This is a genomic window from Sedimentitalea sp., from assembly GCF_039973035.1.
Classification (GTDB): Bacteria; Pseudomonadota; Alphaproteobacteria; order Rhodobacterales; family Rhodobacteraceae; genus Sedimentitalea.
Genome location: NZ_JBDWLR010000069.1, coordinates 79,412 through 97,627, shown reverse-complemented (window position 1 = coordinate 97,627; position 18,216 = coordinate 79,412). Strand labels below are relative to the sequence as shown.

The following is an 18,216-nucleotide window of genomic DNA, read 5'->3' as shown; positions in this document are numbered from 1 at the left end:
CGCTTACCGTTCGCGCAGGGCCTCAAGACGGGCCTTGCGGAACGGTTTCAGCAGATAGTCCAGCACCGTCTGTTCGCCGGTCATGATGTCGATGGACACGACCATGCCGGGGCGGATGTGGAAACTGCGCCCTTCGTGTTCCAACGTGTCGCTCTGGGTTTCCACGATCACTGGAAAGTACACCTCGCCCGTCGCCTCGTCCTGCTCGGCATCCGCGCCAACGCGCAGAACATTGCCCGGAAGTGAACCGTAGATGGTGAAATCAAAGGCCGTGATCTTGACCTTGGCAGGTAGGTCCGGGCGGACAAAGGCGATGTCTTTGGGCGCGATCCGGGCCTCGACCTGTAGCTGGTCGTCGTCGGGTACGATGCGCAGCACCTCTTCGCCCGGTTGGATCACCGACCCGATGGTGTTCACATTCAGGACCGAAACGATCCCATCGACCGGCGCACGCAGGCTGGCCCGTGCAACGATATCACTGGCCCGCTTGATGGATTCGTCGATGATCGCCTTCTGGTTCAAAGTATCGGACCGCTCGGCGCTGATCTCGGCGCGGCGGTTCAGTTCCAGTTCGATCAGCCGCGCCTCGGCCTCGGCTTCGGCAGAGCGGGCCTGTGCCAGCTTGCTGACCAAAGCACCCTGTTCCTGTCGTTTTATGGCCCGCTCACGCTCCAACGGCAGGATTTGCGCCCGCGAAACCACACCGCTCGTGGCACGCAGATCAATTTCTTCTTCGAGTAAGGCGAGCGTTTCCTGGACCTGAGGAACTGCGGCCTGCAATTCGGCAATCTCTTCGCGACGCTGAGACAGTTGTGCCTGCAGCACGTTGCGCTGTGCCCGATAGGACGCCAGCCGGGATTGAAACAATGCCACCTCGCGCAGCGCCTGGGGTGACGCGTTGCCCCCGTCAATTCCCGCGAAATCAAGCGACTCTTCGCCCCGCGCCTCGGCCTCAAGACGCAGGTTTCGCGCTTCGAATGCCTGTTGCTGCGCGCGCAACTCGCCCAGGTTGGCGGCAGACCCTATGTCGCTGATGCGCACCAGCACCTGACCTGCGCCCACCGTGTCGCCCTCGCGCACCTCGATTCCGCGCACGATCCCGCCCTCAAGGCTCTCGACCGTTCGGGCGCGACCCGACGGCACCACGCGACCATCTCCGCGCGTGACCTGCTCGATCCGCGCCCAGTTGGCCCAGACCAACCCGCTGGCGACCAGCGCCACCAACACCACAAGCATGAGCGTCACCAACCGGGAACTGCGCCCGATCCGGGCATTTCCCCCTCCGGCCGTGAAATCCCGCAGGTCCCAATTGTCGGCGCTCATTTGCCGACTCCCTCTGCTGCTGTACGCAAGGACGCAAGAACCGCTGGTTTGTCCCCATCACGCAGTACTTTTCCGCCATCCAGAAGGATCAGACGGTCAACCAGTTCCAGCAATCCCATGCGGTGCGTCGATACGATCAGCGTCATCGGGCGCTCTTGCAGGGCGGCCCCAAGGCGACGGATGAATTCTGCCTCGCTTTGTGTGTCCATGGCACTTGTCGGTTCATCAAGGATCAGAACACGCGGACGCGGCAGCAGGGCACGCGCAAGCGCCACCATCTGCCGCTGACCACCGGACAGGTTGCGCCCCCGCTCGGTTATGGGCATGGCGAACCCGGCAGGATGGCGTGCGGCAATCCGGTCGACACCGGCAATGCGGGCCGTGCGCAAGACATCTTCTCCCCGCGCATGCGGCGTCCCAAAGGCGATGTTTTCGGCCAATGTGCCGGAGAACAGAACCGCCTCTTGCGGCACCAGTTGCACGGCCCCCCGGACACGTGCGGCGTCAAGCTGGTTGAGGTTCAGCCCGTCCAGAAGAACGCGGCCTTCGCTCGGAGGATAGAGCCCCGCCAGCACCCGTACGAGGCTGGTCTTGCCGGCCCCAACCGGCCCGATCAACCCGATCCGTTCCCCCGCCGCAATCGTGGTCGAGACCTCACGCAACGCCGGAACCTGTGCCTGCGGATAGCTGAGCGCGACGTCAGTCAGCTCGAACCGCCCCTGATCCAGCGGCGCATTGATGCCACTGCCTTGTCCGGCGGCATCCGAAGGCATCGCCATGATCTGGTTCAGGCTCCGCATCGTCGAGATCGCAAAACTTGCCCGCACGAACAGATTGGCCAGCATGGCTGTCGGGGCCAATGCACGGCCTGACAGGATCATCGCGGCGATGACCGCACCCATGGTGATCCGCCCGTCCAACGCAAGGTAGACACCTATCACCACGATCCCCACCGACGATAACTGCTGCATCAATCCAGTTACGGTGGTCGCGTAGGTCGCCAAGCCCTTGCTGCGTTCTTGCGCACGCGCGCTCTCTGCCACCTGGCTTTCCCAGCGAGCCTGCATCCGCCCCTGCCCGGATACCGCCTTGAGCGTTTCCAGTTCCGTCACCGCCTCGACCGCAACGGCGTTCTTGCTGCCTTGCGCCTGACGCGAGGCATTTGATGCGGTGCGCAACGGCCACAGGATGAGAACCCCCATCACACCCACGACTCCCAACGCCAACGCAGGCGGCAAGGCAAGCGGGCCACCGAGGTAGTAGATCACCGCAATGAACAGCACCGCGAAACACAGGTCGGTCAGGGTCGCGAGCGTTTGCGAGGAAAAGAAATCGCGCACCTGCTCGTAATCCTTGAGCGTGTTCATGAGCACACCGCTGGACATGGTCTGGCTGTCCAGCTTCAGGTTCGCTACATGCCTGAAGATCGTGGACGATACCGCGTGATCGACCTGTCGCCCGACCCGGTCCACCACGGCAGAGCGGACCCATTTCAGGATATTGTCAAACACCAATGCGATCACCACACCGGCAACCAGCGACCACAACGTCACCACCGCCGCGTTGGGAAACACCCGATCATAAACCGTCATCGTAAAGATCGGCGTCGCGAGCGCCAAAAGGTTCACAACCGCCGACGCCACGATAACTTGGGAATATTCCGGCCAGAACCGGGCCGCGACGCTCCAGTACCAGTGACGTCCGCTGCTCGGGGCGGCGTCTTCCGAAACCACCTGCGCCTCTTCCGGGCGCAAGAGCAGAACATGGCCCTGAAACGCCTCTTCCAACTCGGCGCGGGGCAGCGTGATCGGATCGTCTGAGCGAGATGGCCAAATGACTTGGGCGGTGTCCTCGGAAATCTGGAGCAGGACACAGGCTTCACGCCCATCCAGAAACAGGACAGCCGGCAATACCTCGGCAGGGACATGACGCAATCCGCGACGAGAGGTCAGTTTGGCGCGAAACCCCTGCAACTCGGCGGCTTGCAAGGCAAGCTGCGGCGTGAGGCGACCATCGTTTGCCAGCGCGATTCCCGCGACCAGCGAAAGCGGCGCAATATCGCGGCCCAACTCGCGCATCGCCGCCACCATGGACAGCACGAGCGGATCGGTCTGTCCGGCCTCAAAATCCCAGTCGGCCTTGACCGCCTTGGACCCGGTCCGTTTCAGTTCAATCTTGCGCTTCACTGGTTCAGCGGCGCTTCCCTCGCTCACGTCAGTCTCCTGCTGGGGGCGATGACGCACCCGAATATGCCTACTTGTCTACAGAACGACGCCAGTCGGTGAAAGAGCGCGCATCAAACCGTCTGGGCTGTGCTCCCGCGCCGACATCCGGAGCGTTCTGGAACTGGCTGGCATAATTCGTCGCGTCCTCGGGAGCCTGAATACCCATCGTATTCAGCAAGGTACCGGTCGCGGCAAGCAGGCGATACCGGATATAGATCTCAAGCGACCTCGCGTTTACGAGATTGACCTGCGCCTGAAACAACGAATTCTGCGTGTTCAGGATATCAAGCAGCGACCGTGAGCCGACGGTGTATTCCTCTTCATACGTCGCGCGCAATTCCTTTGACAGGTCCGCTTGCCGGGACAGCGTCACTACACGGCGCTGCGCAGCCTTCCAGTCGGCCCAGGTATCACGCACTTCGCGTTCGACAAGACGCGTCTGATGCAGCAATGTTGCGCGGCTTTCGCTGATGCGCCGGATCTGTTCCTGCCGTTGGGCGCGCTTGCGATCACCCTGCAGTTCATAGCGCAGCACGACGCCGACCTCGGCATCCGACACACGACCTTCGAACCCGCCAACATCTTCGCCCGCCGTAACTTCGGCCTCCAGATGCACGGTCGGACCACGGTTTGCCTCGGCCACACGCCAACGCGCCTCAGCCGATCCCACATCGGCCTGCGAAAACCGAATGGTCGGGTTCTGCCGGCGCGCGATGGCCAGCGCCTGTTCAACCGACCCGTGCACTTGCGACGAGATGCTGGGCACCGTGCCGAGCGATTTGGGTTCAATGCTGACGATTTGCAGGAATTCGTTTTCGATGCTTTGGGCATTAAGTTCGAAATTGATCATCGTGTCTTCGGCAAACAGCACCCTCTCGCTGGCTTGCTGCACGTCACCAACCGGGATTGCACCGCTACCAAACGCGTTGTCGAGCCGGGCGTACACATCACGGTGATACCCCAGATTTTCCCGCGCGAGATTCAGCATTGATTGTGACCGCAAGACATCCGCATAGAGGCGGATCGCCTCGAGCGACAGGAACTCGGATCGCTCAAGAACCCGCAGCGCCGCCGCATCGACGCGGTAGGCCTGGCGTTCAATTTCGGAGCGGATACGAAATCCGTCATACAGAACCTGCGAGACGCGCCCCGTCACGCGATATCCTTCGATCGGATCACTGGCTGCGGACGCATCCGTTGACCGTGTCCCATCGTCAAAGCTCGACCCGGCCCATGCCTCAAGTTCGAACTTTGGCATACGGAACGACTGCGCCTGATCCAGCTCGAATTCAACCGCCTGCTTGTTGGCTTCTGCGGCCTCGATCTCGGGGTTGGTTTCCAGAACGCTGCGAACGGCGTCTTCCAGTGTCAGTGCCAAAATAGGCACCGGAGACAGACAAATGCCCGCGAACAGACCCAGACCGGCGAATGCGTGGTGAAGTTTCATAGTGTTCCCTGTTGTGCTCGAAGACGCAATCATCTTAACGTTTAGTGCGACTCTCGCAAAAGGGTCAAACAAGAGTTAGCTTTTTTGCGGAAATGCTTGCTTGCAGACAACACAGTAGCAACGAAATGGGGCTTAGATTCGAGAGTATGAACATGAAACATCTGATCCACGCACTCGCCCTTGCCTGTTTTGTGCCTTTCTTTGCCACTGCGCAGGCGCAAGAAATCGGCACTGTCAATTTTGACTTTGATTCCGCCGAGCTTGACGCGACGGCAATGGCGAAGATCGAGGAAATTGCGAATAAACTGAAATCCATAGACAGCTATAAGCCAACAGTCGTGGTGGGATACACTGATGCGGTTGGTAGCGCGGGCTATAACCTCGGACTTGGCCAGCGTCGCGCCAATGCGGTGGCAAATGCGCTCACCGCCCATGGGGTACCGGTCGATCGTGTGGGCCTCGTCGAAAGTCGGGGCGAGAATGATTTGCTCGTCAGCGTCGCCACACCCGAGCGGCGCAACCGAAGGGTGAATGTGACCTTGGAACAGATGATGGCGGCGTGCCAGGATTACCGGGCCGTTCCGCTGACACAGCGGTCAATCGGAAGCGAATTGCAGGGGGATCTCAAGGCCCGCCTGACCACCGCCGCAACATCCTTTCAACAGTTTCAGTCCGACGGGTTGAACACCGCGGCGTTTCAGGTCGCGGGCGCTGCCCGTGAAACCTGCGAGATCGCAGTCGCCTATGACATGGGAGCTTTTCGCAAACTGGAATATTCCCAGCGTTGTTTCTGTAACGCGGCTCGTCTGGACGTTGCCCTTGGGAAAATCCCGCCGGCTTGAATCCAGACGCGCAATGGAATTCGCCGGTGCCGCTAGTCAGCCTTGTCCATCAAGCCGCGCAACCACCACCCTGCCGCGATGGCGGCAGGGACCCCCAAGGGGACCGCAACGACAAGGGCCAATTCCGGTGACAACGCCGACAACCCGATGGCCTGCCCCATCAGCCCCAGCATGAAGAGGTTGATGGCAACCGCAGGCATCGCAAACGGATAGAGCAAGAGCGCCAGTTTCCCGATTGACCATTTGCCGTGAGTGCTCATACCAGCCCCCTCAACCGAACACGATCACCGCGACGCTTAGCCAGCTCGAAGTGCCCGCCATAGGGGAAGACAATCGACATCCTAATGGCTGGTGCCTTCGGAAAAGCTGATCTTGTTCCAGACATTGTATTTCCCCGAGGGTCTTTTCATCGGCAATCGCGTGACCTCTTCCAGCGTCGCCGCGTCATAGACGATCACCGCCCCGTCTTCCTCCCAGACCGATATCAGCGCATGGCGACCATCGCGCGTGAACTCTACATGCGCCACCGTGGCACCCGGCACGGGGCGCAGGGTCTTCACGATCTCCAGCGACTGCTTGTCGATCACATGCATGACGTCGCGATTGGGGCCGAAAAAGACATCGGCCCAGAAATAGGGCGTGTTTTCATGACTGCGCAGAAAAAAGCCCGGTCCCTGGGTTTCGATGGTCGTTATGAGCTCCCAGCTACTGGTGTCGATCACAGACAGCTTGCCTTCCTTTAAATGCGGCGTGGCCATCACACGGCGCTCTCCCCTGTCCCAGCTGATGCCAGAGCCCAGATGCGGCATTCCATTAAGCGGCAGTTCCGCGATCTCGCGGCCAACAATCAGGTTGACGACCACAGCGCGGCTGCCATCACGCGCCGCGCCGATCAGGTTACGGTAGTCGTCCGAAAAGAAGAAATCGTCCAGCGGCTCTGAAATCTCGATCCGGCGCCGGGCAAAAAGCCCCTCGGACGAGGCAAGCGCCTCGATCATGCCTTTCTCATAGCTGTGCACAAAGCCTTCGTAAATCGGCGGCGCATTCGGATCGGTCGATATCTCCCAGATCTCGGCGGCATCCTTGAGCGCCAGAATAAGGCTGTTGCGTTGCGGCGCCTGATACACCGCAGAAACGCGGCTTTCGCTGCCATCCTTGGCGACAATCGAGACGACCTTCTCGGGCACCAGGTCGTCGGTCGACAGGATCGCCAGCGTCATCGGAAGGTAATTCGCCACCGCCAGCCATTTGCCATCGGCGCTGATCGCGATGTTGCGACTGTTCAAACCGGCGCGAACGCGGCCGACTTCTTGCAGCGACCAGATATCGTATTTCTGCACCCACCCGTCGCGCGACATGATAAAGACATACCGCCCATCCGGGGTGAACTTTGGCCCGCCGTGCACCGCAAACGGTGTCGGAAAGCGGTCGAGCACGTCAAACGTATCACCATCCAGAACCGAAACATGGTGATCGCCCTTTTCCACCACCAGCGTGATGTTCATGGGATCGGACTGCCAGATCGGGATGCTCGCGGCGTGATAGCCATCGTTCATCTCGCGGCTCGCGGCGATATCCTCGATCTGCCATGCTGGCACCTTGTCCAGCGGCGTCTTGAGATAGGCGGCCAGCGCGGCAATCCGGTCGACCCCCAGATCATCGCCAAAGGCAGGCATCTGCGTGGCGGGCCGACCCTGCGCGATCACCTCGTCCAACACAGGCCCGCGCATCCGTCCAAGCGTTTCAGGGATCAAGGCGGGGCCAAGTCCACCCAGCCGGTTTTCGCCGTGGCAATCCGCACAATGGGCCGCAAAATCCTTTTGCGGATCGGCAGTTGCAGCCCCGGTCAGCAGCAGCACGATTAGGGCCGCAATGTCAAAAGAAGTTATGCGCCGGGTCATTCCGTTTGCCTTTGAAAGGGGTGGTTCTCAGGCGGTCAGCGTCTGCTACGCCGATCTCTTCGCCGCTCAGGTAGCACGCCGGGTCCTCGGCCCATGGATCACCCGTGAGTTGCAGAGCACGGATCCGCGTGTTGCCACCGCAGACATCCTGCAACTGACAAACACCGCAACGCCCCTTGAGAGGTCGGGGGCGCATGCGCAGAGTCGCCAGCATCGGATCATCGCCGCCCCAGATCTCGGAGAACGGCGCGGTCTTGACGTTGCCCACAGTATAGTCGGACCAATAGGTATCGGGGTGGACGTTACCGAGGAAATCGATGTTCGCCACGCCCAACCCCGAGGAGTTTCCGCCCCAGGCGGCCAGATGTTCGCGCATGTGGGCCACACGATCCGCATCAAAATTCCGCGCCACCCATTGCAGAAAATATCCCGCATCCGCATCGTTGTTACCGGTCACGATCTCCAGTTGCGCACCGTTGTTTTCGGCCGCCCAGGCCCGATCAATCAGCAGGTCCAACGCATGACGGCTGCGGTCATGTTCGGCATCCTCGCCCCGGTTCTTGTCGCCGCGCCCGGCATAGACCAGATGCGACAGATAGAATTTATCAACTCCTTCGTCTTGGCAAAGCTGAAGAATGTCCGGCAGGCTCTGGTGATTGCCTGCTGTCAGAGTAAACCGCAGACCCACCTTGATACCCCGCGCCTTGCACTCGCGAACGCCGCGCAACGCTTCGGCAAAGGCACCGTCGACACCCCGGAACCAATCGTTCGTCGCACCAATCCCGTCAATCGAGATACCGACATAGTGAAAGCCGATCTCGGCCACCCGGTCCGCCGCCTTGCCAAAGATCCTGGTGCCATTGGTTGACAGCGCCAGCATCCGGGATTTGCCCCGCGCATGTTCCGCGATCTCAAAGAAATCCTTGCGCGATAGTGGTTCGCCGCCCGACAGGATCAGGCCGGGAACGCGCATCTCGCCGATGTCATCCAGCACCTCAAAGACCTTTTCGGTCGATAGCTCTCCGGGGAAATCCACGTCCGCAGACACCGTATAGCAATGGCGGCATTTCAGATTGCAACGCCGGGTCAGGTTCCAGATCACCACCGGCTTGACCGGACCTTTGCGGTGGCGCGCCGGTGTCGGGTGCACCAACTGGCGCATGTATTCGCTCAATCGGAACATGACGGTCCTTTCCTGCGGAGCCGCAGCCCCGTCTTTTTCAGTATCCGCGCGGAATAGAGAATGTCGTTTGCGCGCGACGCCGCGCCGAGTATCGCCGCGATCTGCTGTCGCTTCTCCTCGACCTCGTCACGCGTGGTTCCGTGCACCATGGCAAAGAGGTTATAGGGCCAGTCAGGCAAAGCCCTGGGACGTTCATAGGAATGGGTCACAAATGGCAAAGCACCGACCAGCGCCCCAAGGTCGGCCACACGCGCATCTTCGACATCCCAAACCGTCATACCGTTGGCTGTCATGCCGAGTTTGAAATGGTTGGGTGCCACGGCAATACGGCGGATTACGCCACTTGCCTGCATTGCCTCAAGCCGCGTCAACAGGTCCTGCTCGGCCAAGCCAAGCGAAGCGGCGACGACAGCATAGGGCGCAGCCACCAGAGGCAAACCACCTTGCAGCGCACTCACGATATCACGGTCGGTCACACTCATGCTGCCACCCTGAAACCGATGAAAAATTCTTGTAACTTCGGAAACCGCAACACCGTGATCCCAGTTGCCTGCTCGATGGTGTCCGCGGCCTCGGCAATACCCTCCGGCGTTTCGGTTGCCAGCACGAACCACATGTTCAGCCGATGCTCTCGCTGGTAGTTATGGGCGACTTGCGCAAAGGCGTTGACCTGTTCCGTCACCTCTTCGAACTCTGCCTCGGGAACTGCCATGGCGCAGAGGCAAAACGCGCCTCCCATCGCTGCCGCATCAAAGAACGGTCCAAACCGGGTAATCGCGCCGATGTCTTTCATCCGCTCCAGCCGTGCCAGAAGATCGTCAACAGTGATCCCAAGCTCTGCAGCGAGGCCGTCAAAAGGAGCGGATGTCAGGGGCAGACCCTCTTGCAAACGGTTGATCAGGGTGCGGTCTGTGGCATCCAGCATCATGCGGCCTTTCCTTTGTTCACGTTGATCAATGCTCCAGTCTGTTTGAAACAGCGGGTCGAAAACAGCACCTTGTGGCGCGCTTCCTTCAGGCCTTTCAAAGTGCGCACTTGGTCCAGCGTGGTCATCGCCTCGGGCCGACTGCGCGCGTGAATCATGTTGTAAAGACGATATGGCCAGACACCCTCGACCGACCGCCGTTCATAACACAGCGTGACACCGGGAACGCGAGCCAGCACCGGACCGACCTCACCGGCGACCTCATGGATCACGTCCCAGACGCACATCGCGTTCGATGTCCAGCCCAACGCGCGGTGACGCACGATCACGCCAAGGCGTGCGATGACCCCAGCGTCATGCAGGGCAGCGACACGCGCGAGCACTTCGTCCTCGCTGCGATCCAGATGGCGAGCCATCGCTGCCCAAGGGCGCGATTTAAGTGGCAGGCCACGGGTCAGGCATTGCAGGATGTCACGATCACCGTCGCAGATTGCCGATGGGTCAGCCGGTCGCGGTTCGGGTACGGCACCGGCCTTGCCATTCATGCGAAAGCCAAGATCGACGTTGAACGGGCGCACAAGCCGCAGGTCCAGCACCTGTCGGTTCGTGCGTTCCGAAATTCGGGCCAGCGTGTGGTTCACGTGGCTGCGATCCGGCCCTGTGGCCACGAACCAGATGTTCCATGCATCCTCGCGCAGGTAGGAATGATTGACGCCCGGCTCATCACCGACGATCCCCGCGACCTGTTCCAACTCCTCCGGCCCGGCCTGCAGGGCCGCCAAGGTGCTGGCCGATACCGTATTGGGCGCACAGGTCGCACCGACACGGGTGATCCGCCCGGCCGACCGCATGCGATCCAGCCGTTGCAGCACTTCGTCTTCAGAGATGTTCAGCCGCACGGCCAGCACTGCAAATGGTGCAGGTACAATCGGAAAATCCCGCTGCCAGTCATTCAGCAAGGCGACATCGACAGGATCGGCGACATTCTGCATCACAGGCCCATCCGGTGTGCGCGAGCTGTGAAAAAGATCCCTGATGGGCTTTCGGCGTCGATCTCTCCGCGTTTCTCAAAGGTCTGCGTGTCGTAAATCATGATCTTGCCGGCATCCGGCACGGAAACCCAGACCTCGTGCCCGCGCGGAGTGAACTCCATGTGCAGGACTGCAGGGCCGGGTTTGAACATATGCACCACCTCCTTGGTCACCGTGTCGATCACCTGGATCGTGTCGTTCAACGGATGCGCAAAATTGACCCAGACCTGACGGCCATCCGGACGCGCCATGGCAAAGACCGGCTGACCATAGGTGGCCGTCCTGCCGGTTTCTTTGAAATCGCGGGCATCGACCCAAAGCACCTCGTGCCGCCCGACCGCAGGCAGCACGAATTCTATTCCAGTCAGGGCCCAGCCTTCGAGATGGGGCATCTTGTATACGGGAAGCGGTTCTTCCCCGCGACCATACCCGGCAAGCACATGCGTGGGTTCCGGCGTCTCGGACCAGAGGTCGAGCGCGGTCAAACCGTCTTCACCAAAGAGACCAGCGATGTAAAACCGCCCATTTGCGGTAATCAGCGCGTCATATGGGTTTTCTCCGATCCCGGCGATCTTGGTGATCTGCGGTGTCTCGCCCGACAGGTCCGCGATCCAGGTCTCGTCCGCATCCCACAGGCTGAAGACAAAGCGACGTCCCGGCGCATCCACCAGCCCGATGGTCTTCGACCCGGTGGGAATATCCGCCACTATCTCAAGCGTATCAACATCAAAAACGCGCACGCCACCCGGTTCATAATTGGAAACAGCCACCAATGCGCCATCATCGGAAATCGCGCCGCCTATGGAATTACCTGCCTGTATGACGCGACCGGCGATGCGTCGTTCGACCAGATCCACCTTGGTCAACCCGCCGTCCCGCCCAAAGACGAACGCGAACCGTTGATCCGGCGAATAAACCAGCGAGGCATGGGAGAGATCGCCAAGCCCTTCGATCCGCGCCAGTGCCGCGCGATCGGACTGATCGACCAGCAACACCGAGCCGCTCGCGCGTTCGATCACCAGCCCCAGATCACCGGTGGCTATGGTTTCAGAGACAGCAGGCGGTCCCGCGAACACAAGGACCGCGAGGATCAGGTGCAAAAGCTTCATTCGCTCTCTCCTGTCAAAAGGTATTGGGCAATCCAGAGCGCTTCGTCATCAGACATCAGCGGTTCCCATGGCGGCATCGGCGTTCCCGGCACCCCGTTCAGGATCACCGAGGCGAGACCTTCGCGGTCATAATGCGCGAGTGTTTCCATCCTGAGATCAGGGCCAAGCCCGCCTTTCAGCGTCAGCCCGTGACAGGAACCACAATCCTGATGCACCAGACGTTTGAGTGCATCACTGTTCACCTCTCCCGCCCGGACCGGTGTGCAAAAAAGGAACAAGACCAACAGACTACGCATGTGCAGCCGCCATCGCTTGGGGCAATGCGCGGTCGGAATACAGCGTGACGACGCGACCAATCATGAAGAGCACCGGCGCTTCGAGCTTTGCCACCCGCACGTCGCGACCCAACATGTCGAGACGGGAAAGGAGCCGGCGTTCGCGTGGCGTGGTGGCCTCGGCGACGGCCAGAACCGGCGTCGCGGGATCAAGTCCCTCGGTCATCAGGCCCATGGCGATCTGCCCGATATTGGCAACGCCCATATAGATCACCAGCGTCGAATCCGGATCGGCCAACCGCTTCCAATCAAGATCCAGAACTTGCCCGGCCTGCCGATGACCCGTGACATATTGCACCGCCCCCGCCAGCCCGCGATGGGTAAGCGGCACACCCGTCGAGCTGGCCGCTCCTTGTGCGGCGGTAATGCCGGGAACGATAACCACCTCGACCCCATGCGTCTCTAGATGTGCCGCCTCTTCCGAGCCACGTCCAAAGATCAGCGGATCACCCCCCTTGAGGCGGGCGACGATGTGCCCCTGCCCTGCGCGTTTCAGAAGAAGGTCATTGATTTGCTCTTGGGGTACGGGATGGCACTCGGGCGATTTTCCCACCGCGATGCGCTCTGCCCCCTCGGGACAAAGCGCCATGATGTCCGTAGATACCAGCCGGTCATAAATCACGACATCGGCCTCAGACAACAGGCGCAGCCCGCGCAGGGTCATCAGCTCTGGATCGCCCGGTCCGGCCCCGATCAGATACACTTTTCCCGCGCTCGTCATGGCATGTCTTCCTGTCTGGCATCAGCTGGAAAAGGTGGCGGTGGGCCGTTCTGATCGGCCCACCGCGTCAGGCTCAGTAGACGTCGGCCCGTGTGTTGTAGACGTTGAACTTGCCGGTCGGCGTGATCAGGCGCGGGTCTTTGATCACCTTTTTCAGTTCAAGTGTCTTGTCATCGACGACCACGATGGCGCTTTCCAGATCCTTCGCGTTCCAGACCGAGAACCAGACTTCGGTGCCCGCCTGATTGAACTCTGGTTGCACGACGCGTGGCTGGCCTTCTGCGATGCCCGCCCATTCGCCGATGGGTAACGTGGTGTATTCTGGGTCTTCGCCGGCCTTCATGTCGGGGATCTTGAACACCGCAACCGAGGCCGAGGTCTCGGCGTCCGGGTTCAATGTCGCGTCAACATAAAGATTTTCGGATTCCGGGTGCGTCTTGATGAACAGCGACCCGCCCCCAAGCGCATAGAACGTCTGGGCGATCTTCCACGCCTGATCAGCGTGCCCCTCGGGATCAGTCCCGATAAGTGCAACGGAATCGTCACCCAGATGGGATGTTGCCCAGACCGGACCATGATCAGGGTGCACGAAATTGGCACCCCGGCCAGGATGGGGCGTCAGACCTTCGGTGTCAGTGATGGCGACCAGCTTACCCTCTTTTGTATCGATCACCACCAGCTTGTTGCGCGCATTTGCAGCGGTGATGAAATAGCGCCGCGTGCTGTCGAGCCCACCATCATGAAGGAAGCGTTCGGCCTCGATCTCGGTGGTCTTGAGGTTGGTCAGGTCGGTATAGTCCACCAGAAGGATCTTGCCGGTTTCCTTGACGTTGACGATGAATTCAGGCCGGTAGTGGCTGGCCAGGATCGCTGCCACGCGTGGCTCCGGGTGATAGGTCTGTTCGTCATAGATATAGCCGCGTGTCGACTTGATCTTGAGCGGTTCCAGCGTGTCGCCGTCCATGATGACATATTGCGGCGGCCAATAGGCACCGGCGATGGCGTATTTGTCCTCGTAGCCTTCCATCTTTGAGGTCTCGACAGACCGCGCCTCCATACCCACCTTGATTTCCGCCACCGTTTCCGGGTGCTCCATCCAGAGGTCGATCATGTTGACCCGCGCGTCCCGGCCAATCACATAGAGGTAACGCCCAGACGCCGAGATACGGCTGATATGGACAGCATAGCCGGTTTCGAGCACTGCATGGATTTCATAGGTGCCGCCGTCGATCAGGGCAATCTGGCCCGCGTCGCGCAGTGTCACTGACATCAGGTTGTCGATGTCGATGTCGTTCATCTTTTCGGTCGGGCGGTCTTCTGGCGCGACAACGACCTGCCAACTCTCAAGCATCTTGTCCATGCCCCATTCCGGCGGCACAGCCGGATCTAGCAGCAGGTAGCGGGCCATGATATCGACCTGCTCTTCGCTCAGATCGCCCGAGGTGCCCCAGTTTGGCATGCCCGCAGGCGAGCCATAGGTGATAAAACTGTGCAGATGATCGTAACCGAGTTCCCGCGTGAGATCGACGGTCAGCGCCTTGCCGGTCGCCCCCTTGCGCAACACGCCATGGCAGCCGGCGCAGCGCTGGAAATAAATCTGGTTGGCGACGTCGTATTCTTCCTGATTCATCACCGGGTCTTCCGGACGGCGGCCCGGTATCTCAATGTTGAGTTGTCCCAGCGTGTCGTATTCGCCCACGTAGGATCCGGCGGGGCTGGTGTCGTGAACCTGTTCCGGGTCGTCCTGGGCCGCAACCGGACCCGCGACGGCCAACGCCAGCGCGGCGCTGGTAAACAGCAGTCGGCTACGTATGGCTTTGATACTTTGCATGACGTTGTCTCCGTGAAGCTGGTGAGGCCACGGTCAGCCTTGCATCGCGCCGAAGTGCGGTCCTTGACTTTCGTTAAGGACCATTCAACCGGGCGGCGATACCGCTTGGATCATGAAAAGTGCGTTTCATCCCCACCGGCTCGCGGCGATGGTCGTTCTGGCGTTTTTATGCGCCCTGCCAGCGATTGCCGAGACCCGCATCGGATTTGAGTCAGACATCGCACCTGCTGTTCCCGATACCCCGCTCGCTGCGGAAATGTTCGATGTACCCTTGCCGGTGACCATTGTCCGAACCGAATCCCCGGTTCCCGGATGGCAGATCAGCGCGCGGGATGGGACCCTGTTGGGTCGCATCGGGTCGAGTTGGGAAATCGCAGGCTCGGTGGGGTATTCCGGCCGCCCGATCGATATGCTAGTGGCGGTGGATACCGAGGCACGGATCACCGCCGCGCGTTTGATGCAGCAATCCGAACCGATCCTGACCCTTGGCCTGACCAAAGATGACATCATAGGTTTTGTCCAAGGCTTTGAAGGCATCGACCTCCGCGCACCGGACAAGTCGGATGCCCCCCGTTTCATCTCGCGCGCCACCGTGTCCACGGCGGTGATCCGCGACGCCATCTTTCGCACGGGCCGGACATTGGCGCTGGCCGATGGCGGTGCAGGCGTCGGCCGGATTGACCGCCTGACATTTGCACCGCACGACTGGGACTCGCTTGTTCGCATCGGCGGCGTGCAATCGGGCTCCATGACAATGGCCGAGGCCGCCGAGATTTTTGCAGAAACTGCAAATCCGCCCACACCCAGCGGGGCCTATTTTCTCGACCTGAACGTCGCATTGCTCGACCCGCCCGAGATTGGTCGCAACCTGTTGGGCGAAAGGGTCTACTCCGGCGTCATGGGCGATTTGCCCGCTGACCGTGTGGCGCTGTTTGTTGCCTCGCGGGGGCTCTATTCCCATCGTGGATTGGAATGGCGCAATTCAGGGGTTTTTGACCGTCTGTCGGTGATCCAGAACGCCAACCGCTATCCTATAACCGATCAGGGTTACCTTCGGATTGACGACCTTGCCATCTCAGGCGCGCCTGACTTCAAGGAACGCAGCATCTTTCGCATCGGCGGCAACGGGTTTGACCCCGCCGCGCCATTTCGCATAGAGGTTTCCGCCACCCCCGACGCGGCAAGAGGCCCGGTGACCGCGACCATCGGTGTTGATTATGCCCTGCCCGAACACTTTCTGCTGCCCCCTCCGCCGCGCCAGATCCCATTGTGGGAGGAAATGTGGCAGCGAAAGCGCCCGGCCATTGTCGCGCTCGGCGTCATGCTGACGGTGTTGACCGGTATTCTGCTCTTTCAGGACAGCATCACCCGCCGCCCTCTGCTCTGGCGACGGCTGCGGCTGGGATTTTTGACCGTCACTCTGGTCTGGCTCGGTTGGGGGGTGAATGCGCAACTGTCGGTGGTTCAGGTTGTGGCGTTTGTGCAATCGTTGTTGAGCGGTTTTCGTTGGGAAACCTTTTTGGTCGAACCCCTGATCTTTATGCTGTGGAGCTTTGTGGCATTGGGCCTGCTGTTCTGGGGGCGCGGTGTTTTCTGTGGCTGGCTGTGCCCGTTTGGTGCTTTGCAGGAACTAACCAATCAGGCCGCGCAGAAACTGGGCGTGAAACAGATCGCCGTACCTTTTGGCCTGCATCAGCGGCTTTGGGTCATCAAATACACGCTCTTCATAGCCATTCTCGCGATTTCGTTCTATTCGATGAAGGACGCGCTGATCCTTGCCGAAGCCGAACCCTTCAAAACCGCCATTTCGCTTCGTATGGTCCGGGCTTGGCCATTTGTCGCCTTCGTTCTGGTGATCCTCATTGCGGGCCTGTTCATCGAACGGTTCTACTGCCGCTATATCTGCCCCCTCGGCGCGGCGCTGGCGATTCCCGCAAAACTCAAGATCTTCGACTGGCTTCGCAGACGTCCACAATGCGGGCGTGAATGCCGGTTGTGCGAACCCAAATGCACCGTCGGAGCCATTGATCCGCTCGGACGTATCAACCCAAACGAGTGTGTCCTATGTCTGAGATGCCAGGTCATTTACAACGACCCGACCACCTGCCCCACCCTGAAACGCCGCGCGCGCGCTCAAAAGGCCCCGTCATGAAGACCACCGTACTCAGGGTAATCACCGATGGTTTCCGCGTCTTCTTCCTCGCTGCGGGGCTATTTGCCGTTTTTTCCGGCCTCGCATGGGGCATTTACCTCAGCGTGCATATGGCCGGCGGGCTGATCATCGATCTGCCCTATGCGATGGCGCCGCATTTCTGGCATGGGCACGAGATGATCTTTGGCTTTGCCGGTGCAACGATTGGCGGCTTTCTTCTAACAGCGGTGCCCAACTGGACCGGTGGCAGTTCGGCCAAGCCCTACTTCATCGGCGCGGTGGCATTGCTCTGGCTTTGTGGGCGTCTGGCGATGTGGTGGTCCGCAGCCATGCCCGGATGGCTTGTCGCGGTTGCGGATCTGTCTTTTCTCCCGGTCCTCATCGCACAGGTGGCGTGGCAACTGACGAAACGCCCGAAACCGCAGAACGCGATGTTCCTTGTGTTCCTTACCCTGTTCTGGGCCGCCAACCTGTTAACCCATCTGGAATGGACCGGCGTGACAGATGATACGGTGCTTGCTGGACTCTATGGTGGCCTCTTGACGGTCTGCGCCTTGATTTCGGTGCTTGGCGGACGGGTCACGCCCGCCTTTACCCGCAACGCCATGCGCCGTGCGGATGAACCCGAAGCGGCCTGGCCGCAAGGATTTCCGATGATCGAGAAGGCCGCCATCCCACTGGCGATTCTTCTGCCGATCCCGGTGCTGGCGGGATCTGCGGACTGGGCCGCACCCTTGGCAATTGCTCTTGGTGGCGTGCAGATTCTGCGGTTGACCCGCTGGCGACCGATCTGGGCAATGCGGCAGCCAATCCTGATTTCACTGCATGCAGGGTTGGCGATGCTTGGCTTAGGCCTGATCTTATGGGGGGCTGCAGTCTTGGGGCATGGCAGCGAAGTGGCGGCATTGCACATCCTCGGCATTGGCGCTGTCGGCGGCATGACCCTCGCCGTGATGAGCCGCGCGATCCTCGGCCATAGCGGTCGCGATCTCGCGGCGCCCGGACCTGTGGCCCTTGCCTATGCACTGATCCCCGCCGCTGCCGCCTTACGTTGGGGGGCCTCGGAATGGGCAGGTGATTGGTATTTCCCGATGATCCTGCTCTCGGTCTCTCTCTGGTGCCTTGCCTTCACGCTCTTTGTCGTTTCGCTCTGGCCTGCACTGACCGGACCGCGTCGCAAAGGCTGAAGCC

The 18,216-nt window shown here is 60.5% G+C and carries 16 protein-coding genes; 3 read left to right on the top strand and 13 right to left on the bottom strand.

Features of this window, described 5'->3' with window-relative positions; translation table 11 throughout:
• Positions 1-3: 3 nt before the first annotated feature.
• Genes ABJO75_RS17370 through ABJO75_RS17360 form a run of 3 tightly spaced genes read right to left on the bottom strand, consistent with a single transcriptional unit; the run spans position 4 to position 4,995 of the window.
• Positions 4-1,323 (bottom strand): HlyD family type I secretion periplasmic adaptor subunit, encoded by a 1,320-nt coding sequence (locus ABJO75_RS17370; protein WP_348132185.1) that lies wholly within the window; start codon positions 1,321-1,323, stop codon positions 4-6.
• Complete coding sequence (locus tag ABJO75_RS17365) at positions 1,320-3,536, bottom strand: type I secretion system permease/ATPase (protein ID WP_348132182.1); 2,217 nt, start codon at positions 3,534-3,536, stop codon at positions 1,320-1,322. The genes ABJO75_RS17370 and ABJO75_RS17365 overlap by 4 nt, the downstream gene beginning before the upstream one ends.
• Before the next feature lie 40 nt (positions 3,537-3,576).
• Positions 3,577-4,995 (bottom strand): TolC family protein, encoded by a 1,419-nt coding sequence (locus ABJO75_RS17360; RefSeq protein WP_348132179.1) that lies wholly within the window; start codon positions 4,993-4,995, stop codon positions 3,577-3,579.
• A 152-nt stretch (positions 4,996-5,147) separates the two neighbouring features.
• On the opposite strand from ABJO75_RS17360, the gene ABJO75_RS17355 reads away from it, so the two are divergent.
• Positions 5,148-5,837, top strand: a complete 690-nt coding sequence (locus ABJO75_RS17355; protein WP_348132176.1) for an OmpA family protein — start codon at positions 5,148-5,150, stop codon at positions 5,835-5,837.
• Positions 5,838-5,869: 32 nt separating this feature from the next.
• Here the strand turns inward: ABJO75_RS17355 and ABJO75_RS17350 are convergent, their stop codons facing one another.
• The 10 genes from ABJO75_RS17350 to ABJO75_RS17305 form a co-directional block, all read right to left on the bottom strand.
• Positions 5,870-6,097, bottom strand: a complete 228-nt coding sequence (locus tag ABJO75_RS17350) for a hypothetical protein (RefSeq protein WP_348132173.1) — start codon at positions 6,095-6,097, stop codon at positions 5,870-5,872.
• A gap of 81 nt (positions 6,098-6,178) precedes the next feature.
• Complete coding sequence (locus ABJO75_RS17345) at positions 6,179-7,738, bottom strand: cytochrome D1 domain-containing protein (RefSeq protein WP_348132170.1); 1,560 nt, start codon at positions 7,736-7,738, stop codon at positions 6,179-6,181.
• The gene (gene nirJ, locus ABJO75_RS17340) at positions 7,713-8,921 is read right to left on the bottom strand and encodes a heme d1 biosynthesis radical SAM protein NirJ (protein WP_348132167.1); all 1,209 of its coding nucleotides are present in this window, start codon (positions 8,919-8,921) and stop codon (positions 7,713-7,715) included. Before nirJ ends, ABJO75_RS17345 begins: the two co-directional genes overlap by 26 nt.
• Positions 8,909-9,403, bottom strand: a complete 495-nt coding sequence (locus tag ABJO75_RS17335; RefSeq protein WP_348132165.1) for an Lrp/AsnC family transcriptional regulator — start codon at positions 9,401-9,403, stop codon at positions 8,909-8,911. The genes nirJ and ABJO75_RS17335 overlap by 13 nt, the downstream gene beginning before the upstream one ends.
• Complete coding sequence (locus ABJO75_RS17330) at positions 9,400-9,849, bottom strand: Lrp/AsnC family transcriptional regulator (protein WP_348132162.1); 450 nt, start codon at positions 9,847-9,849, stop codon at positions 9,400-9,402. Before ABJO75_RS17330 ends, ABJO75_RS17335 begins: the two co-directional genes overlap by 4 nt.
• Positions 9,846-10,838, bottom strand: coding sequence for an Lrp/AsnC family transcriptional regulator (locus tag ABJO75_RS17325; protein WP_348132159.1), 993 nt, complete (start codon positions 10,836-10,838; stop codon positions 9,846-9,848). Before ABJO75_RS17325 ends, ABJO75_RS17330 begins: the two co-directional genes overlap by 4 nt.
• Positions 10,838-11,986: a cytochrome D1 domain-containing protein gene (locus ABJO75_RS17320; RefSeq protein ID WP_348132156.1), complete on the bottom strand. Its 1,149-nt coding sequence runs from the start codon at positions 11,984-11,986 to the stop codon at positions 10,838-10,840. The genes ABJO75_RS17325 and ABJO75_RS17320 overlap by 1 nt, the downstream gene beginning before the upstream one ends.
• The gene (locus tag ABJO75_RS17315; RefSeq protein ID WP_348132154.1) at positions 11,983-12,282 is read right to left on the bottom strand and encodes a cytochrome c; all 300 of its coding nucleotides are present in this window, start codon (positions 12,280-12,282) and stop codon (positions 11,983-11,985) included. Before ABJO75_RS17315 ends, ABJO75_RS17320 begins: the two co-directional genes overlap by 4 nt.
• Positions 12,275-13,042 (bottom strand): uroporphyrinogen-III C-methyltransferase, encoded by a 768-nt coding sequence (gene cobA / locus ABJO75_RS17310; protein WP_348132151.1) that lies wholly within the window; start codon positions 13,040-13,042, stop codon positions 12,275-12,277. The genes ABJO75_RS17315 and cobA overlap by 8 nt, the downstream gene beginning before the upstream one ends.
• Before the next feature lie 73 nt (positions 13,043-13,115).
• Positions 13,116-14,873, bottom strand: a complete 1,758-nt coding sequence (locus ABJO75_RS17305) for a cytochrome D1 domain-containing protein (protein ID WP_348132149.1) — start codon at positions 14,871-14,873, stop codon at positions 13,116-13,118.
• 112 nt (positions 14,874-14,985) lie between these two features.
• On the opposite strand from ABJO75_RS17305, the gene ABJO75_RS17300 reads away from it, so the two are divergent.
• Together ABJO75_RS17300 and ABJO75_RS17295 are read left to right on the top strand one after the other, a co-directional pair.
• Positions 14,986-17,025, top strand: coding sequence for a 4Fe-4S binding protein (locus ABJO75_RS17300; protein WP_348132146.1), 2,040 nt, complete (start codon positions 14,986-14,988; stop codon positions 17,023-17,025).
• The gene (locus ABJO75_RS17295) at positions 17,022-18,212 is read left to right on the top strand and encodes an NnrS family protein (RefSeq protein WP_348132143.1); all 1,191 of its coding nucleotides are present in this window, start codon (positions 17,022-17,024) and stop codon (positions 18,210-18,212) included. The genes ABJO75_RS17300 and ABJO75_RS17295 overlap by 4 nt, the downstream gene beginning before the upstream one ends.
• Positions 18,213-18,216 lie beyond the last annotated feature (4 nt).